This is a genomic window from Bradyrhizobium valentinum, from assembly GCF_001440405.1.
In the GTDB taxonomy this organism is placed as follows: Bacteria; Pseudomonadota; Alphaproteobacteria; order Rhizobiales; family Xanthobacteraceae; genus Bradyrhizobium; species Bradyrhizobium valentinum.
Map to the genome: position 1 here is coordinate 35,192 of NZ_LLXX01000106.1, position 15,190 is coordinate 50,381.

Genomic DNA, 15,190 nt, shown 5'->3' on the forward strand with positions numbered 1-15,190 from the left:
AGACATGGCTTCGGATTACGAACGCGCCGATCCGGCCCTAAACTATGCCGAGCGGCGTGGGATCACCTTCCGCGAGCGTGTGGCCGAGATTGTGCGCAAGGTCGTGCCCGAGCGGGTGCGCAACATGTTCGATGGTCTGCGGCCGTCTGCCGAAGCGGTGCCTGGCCCGGGCAGCGCGCGGGGGCCGCAACGCGAGGCGCCGGAAAGGAAGGTGGTGCAAGAGCCTGAAGCGGCGCTGCGTAAAGCCCGCACGAAAGCTCTCATCCGTCATGCCCGGGCCGTGAATGCGATCTTCGATGTGCAGGAGCAGGGCGGCAAGGCGAGCCCCGAGCAGGTGAAGGAATTGCAGGAGGCCCGCAAGGTCTTCGAGGGGGTGCGGCCCTATGGCTCGCACGACGCCGAAGCCGCCTACAAGAAAAACCCGGAACTGGCCCTTGAAGTCGCTTCGGGCAATTCCACCCGCGCCATCCGCGCGCTCCAGCTCGAAACCGAACTGCGCACCAATCCGAGCCGCCGCGCCGACCGTTTCGTGGAACGTTGGCAGAAGCTCGACCAGACCAGTCAGCGCCAGTATCAGGGCGGAGACATGTCCGGCTACAAGGCGACGCGCTCGGCGATGGGCGACATGGCCAAACGCCTCGAACGCGATCCGCAACTGGAATCCATCCTCGCCAACCGCAAGCAGGAACTCGGTATCGCATTTGAATCAGGCCGCCGGCTCGGCCAGGAATTGGCCCTCACTCACGGTCTCGACATCGGCAGAGGCCGGGGTATCGGAATTTGACCACCCATCTGCCGCCGTCTCTACGCCACGCTACGATGCGTCGAACAACCCTCTTGCCCGCTCAACTGCTTGTCCTGTCTGGTCTCAGAAGCTCTCAGAAACAGCCAGTAGGAGGCAGCGCAGCCATGCGCGAACCGGAGCGTATCATCCGCCTCAAAACCGTTCTTGCCCGGACCGGGCTGTCCCGATCCACCATCTACCGCAAGATTGCCGAGGGCACGTTCCCGGCCCAGCTCAAAATCAGCACCAACGGGACCGGCTGGCATGAATCCGACATCGTCAGCTGGATTGCCGATCCCGTCGCATGGCGTCCGAAACGCGAGCTCGATGAGGTCCGGTGAGATCTGTAGTTGTACATGGCTCGGCGCCGTTACCGCCGTTCGGCTGCGAAACAGCGACCTTGCCGCCCAACTTCACGTAGGTCGGACCCAGCGACCTGTAACGCTGGCCTGCCCGGTTCGGCTAAGAAGGCGTCAGCGCACTCTTCCTGTGGTCGTCTCGCGACCGGTGGCTGGCGGCGGGGTCTGGTCTCGCACCGTTGATCCCGGTGTTCCGCTTGGTCCGGGATTGCTGGGAACATGCGTAGTGCTCTCCCATGCAAGGGCTGCAATCCCCAGAATGATCGCTGCTGCGACAACGGCCAAAGTTCGAACGCTGATCGAGCCTTTCCGGACTTGATTATCTCGCATCGGGTTCCATTGCGTGCTCATGGCGGGATATTAGATAAGCGCTGCGGCGATCCTGTGGTAGGCGATACGGCTGCGCGTCCAGAAGAAGGTTTGAGCGTGTTATGCCGCTTCATGTGAGGTGCGAAGTCGAGTGCGACACGCTTGCCCTCGACCGTATCGAGCGAGCGGTTCACCACCTCTTCGGCGAAGCCGGCCGGGTCTTCGCGTTCCTTCCAGACGCTCCAGAGTTTTCTGGGTGTTCCCACCGTCCCGTAGCGTGGGTCGTAGCTGTTGGCGGACAGCAGAAGTTGCGCGGCATAAAAGAGCGCAGGCACGCCTTCACCTGTCTTCTGATTGCGTATCTGCTGGCTCACGCCCTCCTCGGCGGCGACATGAAACACCTTAACCTCGATCACAGCGAGCGGAATGCCATTGATGAAAAGAACAAGATCAGCACGAATCGTCGGGCCGCCTGGTTCGACGACCGTGTATTCACTGGTCACCTGAAAGGTATTGGCACGCCAATCACTCCAATCGATAAATTTAAACGGCCACTCACGTGACGTCGCACCAATGGTTTGCGGCAATGCAATGCCGAGCATCAAGTCGTCGGTCATCCGCTCATTCGCGCGCACCACCCCCTCTGGGATGCGGTCGGCCAGCCGCCGCACCGCAGCGTCTATGTTCGCTTCGGAAAACGGATAGGCACGCCCGTCAACATTGATGCGGTTGATGCGCGCTAGATCCGCACGAAGCAGGGTTTCAAGAAAAGGCAGCGTCCGCCGCCCGGCGCGCCATTGGTCGGCTTCGGCCCGAGTGACATAACGCCAACCGCAATTGATCAATGTATGCAGCGCTTGAAGCTGCGCGCCGCCCGCCTCTGAGGTGGTGAACTGGGGAGAGCCTGACATTGTCACCCCCACACCTTGGCCGAAGCTGCGTCGAAGAAACTGATCTTCAGGGCCGGCAAAGCCTTTGGACGTAACGCGGCGATCCGATCAACTCCGGCTCGAATATTCAGATTCGATTTGCTACTTGGATCCCCGTGGAGGCTAACGAAGAGGTGTGCGATCTTACCACGGCCGATCTGATCGAGGACATCCGCGCCATCGTGCGTCTGAGTTTCGGATTGTAGAGGAGGAATATCGAATTCCCAATCGAGCCAGTTCTCCAGCCGGAATACGAGTTTTTCGACGTGCACGCCGACGCTTGAATGAAAGCATGTCTGTTGGAAATAGACGGAATGCGAGAGGGTGTTCAAAAACCGTGGATCGAGTGCGTCGGAGGTATGAAACGCTGTATATTCGTTCGAGACAACGGCCCTATTCAGGATCGCAGGAACGATGCCGCAGGCCCCGTGCGAAATCTGCCTATTCGAGATCAGAAAGTCGCCCGCCTCGACATAGAATTGCGTTTTGGTTCTGATCTGGTTGCCGCTCAGGGTCTCTCGGGCAACTATTCCGCCGCGGCTCCGCTTGGCTGTGACGAGTTGGTAAGTTTCGTCATCGACGAGCTTAGCAGGCCTCTCGACCTTGCGAAGGAGGTCACCGAGCGGAAAGCGTGTCCAGCCCTTCGGCGTCAACCCAAGCTTCGGAATTCCCGCCTGAATGCTCGGCGGGTAAGCACTCGGGTTCTCGGCGTCAGCGGTTTCCACGTCCTCATTCATACGGCACCTCGATCGCCAATGAGGTCACTGCGCCAAGCCGCGTAGGTTTGGCCACTACCTTCGATACGCCACGTTGTGCGGCCGTTATCGGCGCGTCCCGCAATGGCCGCGCTGGCGCCTGACGGGCTACCTCTCTCTATCGCTTGACCGAAGCCAAGCTGCGGCTGAACCTCGGCTGCTGATTTAAAGTCAGCAAGCCGAGCCGGTAAACATCCGCACCCGCTATCTGAATCTCGCGTGTCATCATCACCGCGAGATTTTCATGCAAACGATTCCCATTGCCTTCACCAGCGCCGCGCCCCTCCCGCGCGTACCGCTTGTTCCTGACGAGCTCCTTCGCCGCAATAACGTCTTCTTCGAAATCGACACGCGCTTCCGCCGCGCCGCTCGCCTTCCTCAATGTCTGTGGCTGAAAGATCGGGGCATCCCCACCGGCCACCACGTTCGCGGCTATGGCGACGACGCCGTCACCATGGAGCTTCATTCGTACCTCAGCCCCGACGCGGCCCGGGCCGGTCTCAATTTTCTTTCCCCGGAAATCCATGCCTTCGTTCGTCGCGAGTTGCTGATGCGGGAGGAAGGCGCCGCCATCGACGAAGATCGCCTGTTTGGCAATGCCCTCAGCTCCATGCCGCTGGTCTTCAATCTGTTCGGATCCATGGCCCTCGACCTCAACCTCGCCACGGCCGCCCTGCGTCAGCTGCTGCCGGGCTTCGTCCATCAAGTAACGGGCTTCATCTTCGAGCACTCACCCGGCCGCCGCCAGGACCGCTTTCTTAATGACGGCACTGCCTTTGACCTCGCCATCCGCGTCATCACCCCGGAAGGGGAAGACGGGACGATCTTCGCCGAAGTGAAGTACTCCGAAGACATGGCCGGGCCCGCCGCCAGGCTCCGGGATCGCTACGACGAAGCTTCACGCGCCGTCGGCCTCTTCGTCGACCCCGACAGCCCGATGCTCCGCTCGCTGGCGCTGGAGCAGCTTTGGCGTGAACATATGCTGGCCCAGCTGACCGTCGACCAAGGCCTCACCCCACGGGCCATGTTCATCGCCATTGGCCCTCGCCTCAATCGCCGGGTGATCGCCGCCTTTCGTGTTTACGAAACTGAACTGATTGATGCCGACGACCAAGATGCCAACCGCGTCCTATTCCAGGCCTTTACGCTGGAAAGCTTCATCGATGCCCTTGCCGAGGCTGGTGTCGATGGCATCGCTCGTGACTTGTGGAGTCGCTATGCCGACTTCGAACGCGTCTATCATCTCTCCTTGGGCGAATACCTCGAAAAGCCCCCAAGCCACACCGGCACGGCGCCGCTTTCCCCGCCTTCGTCCACAGACGGCAAAGCGTCGCTTCAAAAGGCCACAACGAGAACGACGGCCAGGCCAACAACGAAGAGCAAGTTGCAGAAGGTCCAGGGAGTGTCCCAGTGAAGAACGACACGCTCCTGACAGTCGCCGACCGCGTCGAACTCCTTGTGAACGGCCTTCTTTCGGGCATCGATCACCGGCCCGTGGTGAAGCTATTCATGCCCGATGGCGCAGCGACCTGGCTTCTCACCGAATGCGATCCGGATGATCCGGATCGCCTCTTCGGCCTCTGCGACCTGGGCCTCGGCTTTCCCGAGCTTGGCTATGTCAGTCTCACCGAAATCACTGAATTGAGGGGCAAGCTGGGCTTGCCGGTCGAGCGCGACCTGCACTTCGCCGCGGACAGACCGCTATCCGCCTATGCCGCAGAGGCCAGAGCAGCGGGCCGTATCACCGCTTGACGTAGTCGGCGATAACGATGCCACCGATTTTGCTGCCCTTTCGAAGATGCTGGCCCAGTAGAAACCACCCACCTCAATCGCGCGTATCGCATTGATCTCTCTAGCACCAACGTTGGGTCGATCGGACCTCCTTCCAAAAAGTGGTTATTGCGCTTCCAAAAAACTCTGATGCTTGGAGCTTCGACCGCAAGAGCGGATCTTTTAGGGGAGTCGAAAGAAATTCAGCAGTTTCTTTCTCAACAAATGCACCTGACATAAATTTGGCAGCGTAAGCATCGCGCAATGTCCGCTTCGCTCCGAAAGAGACTGAAATGTTGCGTTGCCCGAAAATGACGCAATGAGCCAATTCCGGACTCATTCATCGCAACAAAACAGCATACTATTCAATCACCTCGTCAGCACGAGCGAGCAACGACTCGGGAATTACTAGTCCGAGGTCCTTGGCAGCCTTCTGATTGATGACGAGTTCGAATTTCGTCGGCCGATAGTAGGGAATATCACCGGGCTTCGTACCCTTGAGGATTTTGTCGATGGAACGAGCGGCCTGGTGAAAAAGCTCCACAAAATCGACGCCATAGGCAATGAGCCCCCCGCCGTCTTCTATATATGAACGAAATGGATAAATGGCCGGCAACCGGTATTTCTTAGCCAACTCGCCGATCAGTTGTGCCTTCGTAATGAGTTCCGGACTCGTGTCGACGAAGAGCGCGTCGGCACCTTCCTGCGACATGAAGGCGAAGACACGCTGATATTCCGCTTCGCTTGCATCCTCGAGATAGGAGGGCCCAACGACTACTACGCCCGCTTTCTCTGCCGCCTTCTGCATTAAGGCTACTTCCGGGCTTTGGCGCAGCCCCAGAATTGCGAGCTTCGATATTTTTGGGACGACTTCCCGGAAAAGCTCAAGCCGTTTGCCCCAAATCTCCGATCCGGCATCGATGCTGACGCCCGTGATGTTCCCGCCCGGCCGTGCGATGCTCGGCATAAGGCCAAGATCGACCGGATCACCGGTCATCGCAACGATCGGTATGGTGGACGTTGCCTCTTTGAGAGGCACCACCACCCTATTCGTAAACGCAACAACAAGATTGGGATTGCTGGCTACGATATCGCGGGCGAGCTTAGGATAGATCTCCGCATGACCCTCGCCGGAATAACGCTCGATTACCAGGTTCTGTCCCTCGACGTAGCCGAGCCGGCGAATTTCCAGGAAAAGCTCGCGCCAGAACCGATTGCTGCTACTTTCGGTCAGCTCGGCGACCGGCCACAATGGATGCAGTATCGCGATCCGGTACGCCTTCGTCGATTGCTGCGCTCGTGCACTAAGCGGCAGCATGACTCCTGAACCCATGAACGCGATGAACTCACGCCGTCGCATGTGTTCCTCCCTACAAGGATCACGTCTGTGGGTGGACGAGAGCCTAGCACCTTTCTGCGACGGCCGCTTCGGGTCAATCGCGTCATTTTGGCTGTCGGCCGACTGCTTCCGGTCTTCCGCTAGAAACGGACATCGTCAGTGCCGGTCGCCATGTCTCAAAGGTGCCAACAGCGGAACTCTCAGTCGCGGCCTACTCGATAAGATGGCAGGAGCCGCGAGACTGAACGGCCGCGTCAATCTGGAAGTCCTGCTTTGCGGAGACCGTCGATAAACATCTGAGCCTGCCATTGACCAGTACAGGCTACCCATTCAGATATTCGGAAATGGGGCTCAATCTCAAGGATCTGGGTCGCCGCCTTCCTAGCTTCTGCATGTCGCCCCAGGTGCGCGAGAGCTGCCGCGAGGCACTGGTAAGCCGCCCCATACTTCTGGTTCTTCTGGAGAGCGTTCTTGGCTGCGGCAACCGCCTTATCGAAACGACCAACGCCGATGTATGCAATGCCAATTCCTGTAAACCTTGCAAATAGCCACGGGTCAAATGGGCTTAGTCGAATTGCGCGGTCAAAGCTCCGGATCGCCTCTTCAGGCTCCCCCGCTCGTTGGTAAGTCCAACCTCGCATCTCCCAAGCGAAGGCTGCATTAGGGTTAAGGGCGATCGCACGGTCGACCATCTCCCTCGCAGTATCGTACTCGATAAAGAAGAAGGCGGTTGCGCAGCCTAGTATGCTCAATGCATCATGGTCATTCCCGTCGATACTGAGTGCCAACCGGAGAAGCCTCAACCCTTCCGCAAGTTCCGACTTCGGATCGGCCGCCCATCCCTGAAACACATTTGAGAGGTGGCAGCTTCCTGCGAGGGTCGCAGCATAGCCGTACCGAGGGTCGATCTCCAATGCGCGAGAGGCAAGCCGAAGGGCCTCGGCCGATCCGCCCCGGGTCCATGAATAGAGATGCGAGTTTGCTCGAAGACAAAGGTCGTAGGCGCTGAGGTCATTCGACCGGCGCGCGGCCAAATCGATTTCAGCTCGAAACATTTTTGGTGCAATTGCTGATACGATACTCTCGGTCATCCGATCCTGTAGAGCGAAGATATCGCTCAGGTCACCTTCAAATCGATCGGCCCAAAGGTGCATCCCGGTCGCGGCATCAATCAATTGGCCGATGATGCGGATTTTTCCGGCAGCCTTGCGCACACTGCCTTCAAGCACGTAGCGGACGCCGAGTTCGCGCCCGACTTGCTTGATATCGATAGGTTTGCTCTTGTAGGTAAAACTCGAATTGCGCGCGATCACGAATAGAGATTTAAACCGCGACAACGCGGTGGTAATTTCGTCCACCATGCCATCAGCGAAGTAGTCCTGATCCGGATCACCGCTCATATTCTGGAACGGCAGTATTGCTATCGACGGGCCGTCAGGTAGAGGGAGCGCAGCGTAACCGCTGTATGGATAGGCTGGCATTCCTGAAGCGGAGACGCTGTCTTTTGGAATACGCCAGACGCGCATAGGCTCAGCGATATTCTTCAAGTTTTGCGATCCCATATCCTCAAACGTACCCTCAACCTTGCCCCGAACCTGCCGGTGAGCATCGTCGGAAATGCAAATCCCACCCGGCTCTGCGATCTCTTCGAGACGCACTGCAATATTGACACCATCACCAAAGATATCATCGTCTGCGATGATAATATCACCGAGGTGAATGCCGACGCGAAATTCGATCCGCTTGTCCTGCGGCACATCGGTATTTTGTTCTGCCACGCCGCGTTGGACGTCGTCGGCACATCGCACGGCGTCGACCACGCTGGCGAACTCAACGAGAGCGCCGTCCCCGGTATTCTTGACGATACGTCCGTGATGCTGAGCGATTTTGGGATCGAAAAGCGTCTTTCTGAGAGCTTTCAGTTGCGCCAGCGTGCCTTCTTCGTCGATCCCTATTAAGCGGCAAGAGCCCACGACATCCGCCGCCAGAATAGCCGCCAATCGCCGCTCTACGTGCTCGCTGCTCAAGATGCACCCCCGGGCTCGGGGAAAACCGAATGTTCAATAGCACAGTTGTGGGCCGATGTCCGGCTATGCCCATGTCCGAGATGGTTCAATCGCGTCATTTTAGGCTGTCGGCCGACTACTTCCGGTCTTCCGCTGGAAACGGACATCGTCAGTGCAGGTCGGCATGTCTCAAACGTGCCACAAGCCGAATTGCCCAATGCGAGCTAACGCAGTCGAATTCGCCCAGTCCTACTTACACCATTGGACTTACTCTGGCTTCAAGCCGGCTGCTTTGGGCGAGCGCCGCAACGTGCGAGCCGAACCCCCCAGGCCTCATCGGCATCGGCTCACACCCCAAGACGGATCGCACCGCGAGGCAGAATCTCAGCTGCGGGCGAGGAGCCGACATGTCGGTGGAATGTTCTCGGTAGCCTCAGATGTACCGGTCCTGCGGCATTCGACCAGCACACCTCGCGTGGGGACAGCCTAAAAGGTGGCTAGTCAAGGATGAGCTCGACCACCCCTCAAAAGAAGTGACCGAATAGTACCGCAATGAGTTTCCGTTCACTAGTTTGTCATCGCGTTACAAATCCTCGAACCGCCCAGGCACTACTTGCAAAACTGCGCGGGCCATCCGGCAGGCCGGCGAGATAAGCTGCCCTGACGCTTGATTCGATCTGCCGCTGTGTCGGCTCGGGCAGACCAGCCAAGAACTCGCTGTGGGTCCCCTGGCCGAAAACAGCAGCGATCCAAAAATCTTCAAAGCTCTCGAAATCCATCCGAATAGTCAGGAGTGTCGCAGCCACATCCGATAGGCCAGCATGCTGGAAAGCGGTCTGCAGCTCATTGGGCCGTGTCATCGGACGGATCAGTAGACCTGACCTTCGCTGCTCCGCCGGCGGATGGATCGCAGCAACCGTGTCCCAGAACATTCGCCGGCTTGGCATTCCTCCGAAGGTATCCCAAACCGCTGCGGCAACGACTCCGCCCGGCTTCACCACGCGAACCATCTCAGAAATGGCTCTGACCGCGTCGGGCACGAAGTGAAGAACCAGAAGAGATAAGGCCATTTCGAATTGAGCCGACTCGTACGGCAAAGCCATCGCATCGCCCTGTCGGACATTGATCGATGCTGCTCCCTTCCGGGTGTTTACCGCCTCCACGAAATCGGACTCGTAATCCAAAGCATCGATTGATGCGACTTTGCGCCGGGTAGCAATTTCGAAGGTCAAGCTTCCGGTCCCACAGCCTACGTCTAGAACCGCCCCACCCTCAACGAGCCCCGCGAAGTCAAGAAAATCTGAAGCAAGTCGTTTGCTCCACCGTCCCATGTAAGAGTCATAAGCCTCTGGACCACGCGCCACAAAGTTCGAGGGCATTGCTCACCGCTTTCCGGTAGTTTAGGCGGACTGCTTTCTTGGCTGTGAGCATCGCCCAACTTCTTCAATCGCACTCGCTTTGGCGTTCCAGTCCGCCTGTGATAAGCACCTAGTCCAGTTTCGCGCCGGAGCGCTTCACGACATCGGCCCATTTCGCCGATTCCTTCTTGATGAGGGCCGCGAACTCCTCCGGCGTCCCGCCGGCCGGCCCGTCGCCGATTTGCTCATAGCGCGCTTTGAAGAAGTCAGATTGGATTGCGCGGTTGATGGCGGCGTTGAGCTTATCGACGATCGGGCGAGGCGTGCCGGCTGGCGCCGCGACGCCGAACCATATCGGCGCTTCATAACCGGGAACGCCGGCCTCAGCGATCGTCGGCAGCTCGGGGAAGCCGGCCGAACGCTTCGGACCGGTGACGCCCAACGCCCGAATAGCCTTCTGCCGGGCATGCGGCGCGATGGACGTGAGGCTCTCGAATATTAGATCGACGCGTCCCGCAATGAGATCCGTGATGGCGGCGGTGCCGCCCTTGTAGGGTACGTGCACGATCTCGGTGCCGCTGATGAATTTGAACAGCTCGCCGCTGACATGGCCAGGCGAACCGCTGCCCGACGACGCGTTCGAAAGCTTGCCGGGGTTTTTCTTGGCGTACCCGATCAGTTCGGCGACGCTGTGGACCGGCAGTGAGGGCGCGACCGCAAGCAGGAGGTGTCCGGTCGTGACTAGCGCGATTGGCTGGAAGTCGCGCTCGATATCGTAGGGTACCTTGGCGACCATGTGCGGCGCGATCGCGAACGCACCGATACTGGCGAACAGCAGCGTGTAGCCGTCGGGCTGCGCCTTTGCGACCGCGTCATTGCCGATGACGAAAGCTCCGCCTGGCCGGTTCTCGATGATGACAGATTGGCCGAGCTCCTTTGACAGCTCCTGCGCGAGAATGCGTGCGCCACTGTCGGTGGCGCTGCCGGGAGCTTGCGGGACGACGATCTTTATGGCGCGCTCGGGATACTGCGCTTGCGCGGGCGTCGCATAAGCGGCAGCGCATGTCAGGCTAGCGAACAAAAGCTGTTTTATGCGCATCGGCTTTCTCCTTCGCTTGTGGTTTCAGCCTCGGGGCACGTTGAAAGATCAATGCATCACCGCTCAGCAAGGCCAAGACGGCGGTTGATTGCTCGCCGCCGCTGAAGGTACACGACCTGTGATGGCGCGTGACGTTCGGTCGGATCACCTCCTCCGGTGTGCGGTTCCCACCTGGAGTGGATCGCTCGGCGAGAAGGAGTCAGTGTCCTGCGTGAGCCATTCATTCCAAGCTTATGTGTGAACACTGCCGCCGGACCGGATGATCGTCCAATGCATAATTATGCTAGCAACTCATGCCGCCACGGAATAGAATGGGACCATGGATCTCAGGCGCCTGAAAACCTTTGTCGCCGTGGCCGAACTTGGCACGGTGTCAAAAGCCGCGGTGCACCTGCGCATTGGGCAGCCGGCGCTGTCACGGCAAATCAACGACCTTCAGCAGGAGCTCGAGCTACGTCTCTTTGATCGTGTAGGACGCCGGTTGGTTCTAACGGCCCAAGGTGAGCAGCTCCTCGTAGATTGTCGGCGCGTCCTAACGGACCTCAACAGCTTGCGCGAGCGGGCAGAGGCGCTTCGGCGCGGAGACAGAGGCGCGCTGAGAGTCTTAGCCCCACCGCACACGATCGAGAGCGTCCTATCCGGGTTTCTACCGCAATATGCTGAGAGCTTTCCCCACGTGCATGTCGAGTTGACTGAGGCCCTTGGCCCTGAGCAGCCCGCCCTGCTTGAGCGCGGCGAAGCTCATGTGGGCATCAGAATTGACGCGGGTGTTGATTCACGCTTCGAGACTCGCGTCCTACAATCCGCCGATGTGTTGGCTGTCGGTGCCGCATCCGTCGAACTCGGCAAAGCCGGTATCATAACAATCGAGAAGCTTGTCTCCTACCCGCTCCTGTTGCCGTCCGGCTATTCCGTCCGCCACCTATTCGACGCAGCTTGCCGCCTGGCAAAAGTCCATCCCAAAATTGTGCTGGAGAGCCGCGCATCGCACACGCTATTGACCTTGGCAGAGGCTGGGCAAGGTGTGGCGATCGTCCCATCCCTTCAGCGAACTGATCGCTACAACGTGCGCGTCGCCCGAATAACGCATGGTGGCAAGCCCATTCGAGAACGCGTTGCGATCCACTGGGACAAGCGCCGCCCACTTCCTCCTTACGCCGTCACTTTTTGCGAACAACTAGCCCGCTACATGCACACTGTCTTGCCTATCACAAAGCCTACCAAGGCGAGCCGTTCCGTGGGCCTACATGCGCGCTAGACGTGGACAAGTTCGCGGTCGAGTTTTAACCGTTCCCCCTGATCTCCGCGCGCGATGTTCTGCCTTCATTAGCACGCATCATGGTCCGATATGGGTCATTCGCGTCGGTTTGGCCGCGTACCGACGACTTCCGCTCTGCCCCCATAAACAGACATCGCTACCGCGCGTCGGCATGTCTCAAATGTGCCAATAGCGGACATGCAGGTGCAGACCTTGAACAAGCCATCAACGAGCGAGCGAAGCTGCGACGGGGCTTATGAACGCTCGGCCAATGCTTTCTTGATCGGGTCAATGAGCGACTGGGCCGAGAAGGGCTTTGTAAGAAACGCGATGCAGTCAGAGTCCAGCGCAGCACGGCGAATGGCAGGGTCTTCATTCCCGGTTATGTAGATAACCGGCACGGAAATCCCATCGGCCTTGAGGCGATGCCTCAGCTCGATCCCTGACCCGTCTTTGAGGTTGATGTCGAGTATGACGCAAACCGCCTTCTCGAAATCGGCGTGGCTTGTGAAAGCCTGCGCGGACGAAAATAGGATGGGTTCGTAGTCATGCTGTCGGAGCAGACGCTTTATAGCCCCTAGCATCCCGGGGTCGTCGTCAACCACTAAAACGAGGTTCTGGTCTTGCGACATCGCTGACCTGTCCGCCGACACGCCTTGGAGCCTCAAGAGAATCGAACGAGATTGTTCCGTCTAGACCGTGCACGACAACCGTCAGTCTACAAAGGGTCGCCTAGGCCGTCTGTCTGGCGGCCTACATAATGCCGATCCGCTCAGCAAGGGACACAAGTTCCGGCAAGGACCGAACCTCCATTTTATCCATCACCCTGTGGCGATGGGCCTTGATGGTGCGTTCGGTACAGCCTAACGCGCGGGCGATCTGCTTGTTGGTGTCGCCGCGAATGACAAGCAAAAAAACTTCCCGCTCGCGCGGCGTCAATGCCGCGACATGAGCGCGAACGATGTTCAGCTTGCTCTTCAAGCCACGTGCCACTTCATGATGCGCAACCGCCCGCTCGATTGCCCGAAGAAGATCATCCGATGATACAGGCTTGGTCAGGAAGTCATCGGCACCCGCCTTGATAGCCCGAACCGTGGCCGGAATATCGGGATGCCCACTGAGGAATATGATAGGCAGCGTCGAACCGAGTTCGCTCAGGCGCTCTTGCAGCTCCGGACCGCTCAGTTCCGGTATCCGCACGTCGAGGAGAAGGCAGCTTGGGACGCTTTCGCTCGGCAAGCGATCCAGCAAGTGCTGGGCCGAAGCATAGATGGCGACCTCGTAGCCGGCTTTCGTCAAACGACGTTCCATCGCCGTTCGGAGGGACACGTCGTCATCGACAATATGCACGCACCCTTGCACAAGTCTCTCCCGGATAAGGGTCTTACGGTATCAGCAATTGTAGGCGACATTAACTTCGCGGTTCTGTCAGGCTGGCTGACCCGATCTATGGGATAACCCATTTGATGTCGCCTAAAGGGGCATTCGCTTCGGTTTAGCCGGAGAACGGCGACTTGCGGTCTTACCCCGGTGAACGGACATTCTCAGGATGGGCGGGCATGATCAAAGGTGCCAGACTCGGAAGTTAGGGAGCCGACGCGAACCTATCCAACATCTCGCGCCTTCGCTTGAACGGCGCGGGCAAAAAAATCGCGGGCTATCGCATCTAAGGCTGCGGAGATTTGCTCGCTAGGCTCTCGCGGGGTGACGCATTTTCCTTCGAGTTTTTCGGCCTCGCGAATGTAATTCATGGATAGTTCGCGCAAGCGCTGGACTTCAGAGTCATCGGGTAAGGGTGCGATTTGAGCCAAAAGGTGTCGTGCACGCGCGCGTTCGCTTCGAGAGCCATCCATGACAGCCTCCGATGGACTTACAATTGTGGGTTTCTGATCAGTTCCCTCTACCGAACAATAACATTCGGTACGAAAAGGAAGGCCCTTGAGAACGGCTCGCTACGATCAATAAAGCCAAACGCGCGCCGTTATGTGGTGTTCCCTACATTGTGCCGATTTTTTTTGCGTCATAGGGACTGATGTTTTGGCTCACCGAGCAGGCCCTGATACTGCGATTTCACGGCTTCGTAGCATTCGCAGGCCGCATCCTGCAGGCCCACAAGGTTGGTGATCCGGATCTTACCTCTGGTGTATTGGATGATTCCAGCCTGCTGAAGTGTGTGCGCCACGACCGTCACGCTTGTTCGATTGACACCCAGCATCTCCGCTAAGAACTCTTGCGTGAATAAAAGCGTATCGCTTTGCGATAAGTCTCTCGACCTGAGCAGCCAGCGGCAAAGGCGGGCGTCCACATGATGCGCCGCCATGCAGGCGGTGGATTGCTGCGCCTGAGCATAAAGGGTCTGCTCGTGTCTGATCAGCAGTGAAAGAAGGGGTTGGCTCTGCATGGCAGCACCCCTGAGCCCCGCCGAGCTGCAAACCATTGCCTCGCCGCTCAGTTGGATCACTGCCCGGCTAAGCGCCGTCTTGCCATCAAGCGCGGCCGACGCGCCAATTACACCATCTCGGCCGACCATCGCGGCCTCCACGACTTGGCCACTCGACAACGTGACCACGATAGAAATAACTGCGCTAGTCGGAAAATAGGTCGCGTCGATCGTATCGCCCGCCTCGTATAACACCTGTTCCTGCTCGAAATGCGCGAGCTTTAGGTGGGGCTGAAGGGCAGCTAGATCGCCCGGAGAAAGCGATGCGAGAAGTAAGTTGTCATTATGTGGCATATTGCGCTCCCACGGTTGTGGCGGGAGCGCAAAGAACTCTCAGTCAGCGGCGCCTGTTGTCTGCCGTCAATGGTCCGAACAGTATGCTCAAGTGGAAATAAAGCGAGGGTTATATTGTCGCCCCTGGCTACCAGCCGTCCGTCGTCCTGCTCAATGTCCAACGCGGGTCAATCGCGTCGGTTTCACCAGACCACGGCGACTTCCGGTCTACCCCGGTGAACGGACATTCTCAGGATAGGCGGGCATGTCTCAAAGGTGCCAATAACGGTCATTCCGGTACACCAGCGATCCGGAAAGCCTGCGCCAACTTTTCGATATCTTCAGGTCGACGATTTGGCCCCCAGTCCTTGATTCCGGAAATGCGTAGGGTCGGGTCAAGTTGCATTGCGCGCGCACAGACCTCTCGTGCTTCCTGAACCCGTCCAGACATCGCATGGCATGCCGCCAGAATTAATTGTGCCGGCACAAACTTGGATTGTAGCCTGATAGC

13 protein-coding genes and 2 pseudogenes are annotated in these 15,190 nt (G+C 58.4%); 5 read left to right on the forward strand and 10 right to left on the reverse strand.

Going from position 1 to position 15,190, the window contains the following annotated elements:
• Both CP49_RS47390 and CP49_RS16420 read left to right on the forward strand, forming a co-directional pair.
• Positions 1-784: pseudogene (locus tag CP49_RS47390) on the forward strand (Ti-type conjugative transfer relaxase TraA); the annotation flags it as partial.
• Between the two features lie 125 nt (positions 785-909).
• Entirely contained in the window at positions 910-1,125 is a 216-nt protein-coding gene (locus tag CP49_RS16420; RefSeq protein ID WP_057851256.1) for a helix-turn-helix transcriptional regulator, read from the forward strand.
• Positions 1,126-1,490: 365 nt separating this feature from the next.
• Here the strand turns inward: CP49_RS16420 and CP49_RS16425 are convergent, their stop codons facing one another.
• Both CP49_RS16425 and CP49_RS16430 read right to left on the reverse strand, forming a co-directional pair.
• Positions 1,491-2,363 (reverse strand): type I restriction endonuclease, encoded by an 873-nt coding sequence (locus CP49_RS16425; protein ID WP_057851257.1) that lies wholly within the window; start codon positions 2,361-2,363, stop codon positions 1,491-1,493.
• A gap of 2 nt (positions 2,364-2,365) precedes the next feature.
• Complete coding sequence (locus CP49_RS16430; RefSeq protein ID WP_057851258.1) at positions 2,366-3,118, reverse strand: restriction endonuclease subunit S domain-containing protein; 753 nt, start codon at positions 3,116-3,118, stop codon at positions 2,366-2,368.
• 262 nt (positions 3,119-3,380) lie between these two features.
• Between CP49_RS16430 and CP49_RS16440 the strand changes: the two genes are divergently transcribed.
• Positions 3,381-4,550 (forward strand): PGN_0703 family putative restriction endonuclease, encoded by a 1,170-nt coding sequence (locus CP49_RS16440; protein ID WP_156438478.1) that lies wholly within the window; start codon positions 3,381-3,383, stop codon positions 4,548-4,550.
• Positions 4,547-4,888 carry a DUF2958 domain-containing protein gene (locus CP49_RS16445; RefSeq protein WP_057851261.1) on the forward strand — a complete coding sequence of 114 codons (342 nt, stop codon included), beginning with the start codon at positions 4,547-4,549 and terminating at the stop codon, positions 4,886-4,888. The genes CP49_RS16440 and CP49_RS16445 overlap by 4 nt, the downstream gene beginning before the upstream one ends.
• 379 nt (positions 4,889-5,267) lie before the next feature.
• Here CP49_RS16445 and CP49_RS16450 read toward each other — a convergent pair whose 3' ends face one another.
• From CP49_RS16450 to CP49_RS16465, 4 genes are all read right to left on the reverse strand, one after another.
• Positions 5,268-6,266: an ABC transporter substrate-binding protein gene (locus CP49_RS16450; protein ID WP_057851262.1), complete on the reverse strand. Its 999-nt coding sequence runs from the start codon at positions 6,264-6,266 to the stop codon at positions 5,268-5,270.
• A 233-nt stretch (positions 6,267-6,499) separates the two neighbouring features.
• Complete coding sequence (locus CP49_RS16455) at positions 6,500-8,245, reverse strand: adenylate/guanylate cyclase domain-containing protein (RefSeq protein WP_245310717.1); 1,746 nt, start codon at positions 8,243-8,245, stop codon at positions 6,500-6,502.
• A 581-nt stretch (positions 8,246-8,826) separates the two neighbouring features.
• A complete protein-coding gene (locus CP49_RS16460) occupies positions 8,827-9,630 on the reverse strand; it encodes a class I SAM-dependent methyltransferase (RefSeq protein WP_057851264.1) in 804 nt (267 codons plus the stop codon).
• Positions 9,631-9,739: 109 nt separating this feature from the next.
• Positions 9,740-10,708 (reverse strand): Bug family tripartite tricarboxylate transporter substrate binding protein, encoded by a 969-nt coding sequence (locus CP49_RS16465; protein WP_057851265.1) that lies wholly within the window; start codon positions 10,706-10,708, stop codon positions 9,740-9,742.
• A 319-nt stretch (positions 10,709-11,027) separates the two neighbouring features.
• On the opposite strand from CP49_RS16465, the gene CP49_RS16470 reads away from it, so the two are divergent.
• Complete coding sequence (locus tag CP49_RS16470) at positions 11,028-11,966, forward strand: LysR family transcriptional regulator (RefSeq protein ID WP_057851266.1); 939 nt, start codon at positions 11,028-11,030, stop codon at positions 11,964-11,966.
• 254 nt (positions 11,967-12,220) lie between these two features.
• Here CP49_RS16470 and CP49_RS16475 read toward each other — a convergent pair whose 3' ends face one another.
• The 4 genes and pseudogenes from CP49_RS16475 to CP49_RS46695 all read right to left on the reverse strand — a co-directional run.
• Positions 12,221-12,598 (reverse strand): response regulator transcription factor, encoded by a 378-nt coding sequence (locus tag CP49_RS16475; RefSeq protein ID WP_057851273.1) that lies wholly within the window; start codon positions 12,596-12,598, stop codon positions 12,221-12,223.
• Between the two features lie 121 nt (positions 12,599-12,719).
• Positions 12,720-13,328: a response regulator transcription factor gene (locus CP49_RS16480; RefSeq protein WP_057851267.1), complete on the reverse strand. Its 609-nt coding sequence runs from the start codon at positions 13,326-13,328 to the stop codon at positions 12,720-12,722.
• 658 nt (positions 13,329-13,986) lie between these two features.
• Positions 13,987-14,700 (reverse strand): Crp/Fnr family transcriptional regulator, encoded by a 714-nt coding sequence (locus tag CP49_RS16485; RefSeq protein ID WP_057851268.1) that lies wholly within the window; start codon positions 14,698-14,700, stop codon positions 13,987-13,989.
• Positions 14,701-14,968: 268 nt separating this feature from the next.
• Positions 14,969-15,190 (reverse strand): annotated as a pseudogene (locus CP49_RS46695) (tetratricopeptide repeat protein); the annotation flags it as partial.